Below are 233 nucleotides of genomic sequence, written 5' to 3'. Positions count from 1 at the left end.
TGGAGGTGTCATATGGCTACTGTTCAAGAAAAACTGCAAGATCTTAAAGAACGTCGTGAAAAAGTAATCGCAGGTGGCGGCCAGAAAGCAATTGACAAGCAACATGCGAAGGGAAAATTGACTTCGCGTGAAAGAATTGATTTATTGCTTGATCCAGGTTCTTTTTTCTCCATACCAAAATTTGTGCAGCGATGCGTAACAAATTGATCTAATTCAACAAAAGAACCTGGATC

The 233-nt window shown here is 39.9% G+C and carries 1 pseudogene; it reads left to right on the top strand.

Features of this window, described 5'->3' with window-relative positions:
• Positions 1-12: 12 nt before the first annotated feature.
• Positions 13-150: pseudogene (locus Ga0466249_RS26300) on the top strand (hypothetical protein); the annotation flags it as partial.
• Positions 151-233 lie beyond the last annotated feature (83 nt).

It is taken from the genome of Pelorhabdus rhamnosifermentans (assembly GCF_018835585.1).
Lineage (GTDB): Bacteria > Bacillota > Negativicutes > UMGS1260 > UMGS1260 > Pelorhabdus > Pelorhabdus rhamnosifermentans.
Note: the sequence above shows the minus strand (reverse complement) of the source record. Positions and strands in the feature narration are given on the sequence as shown.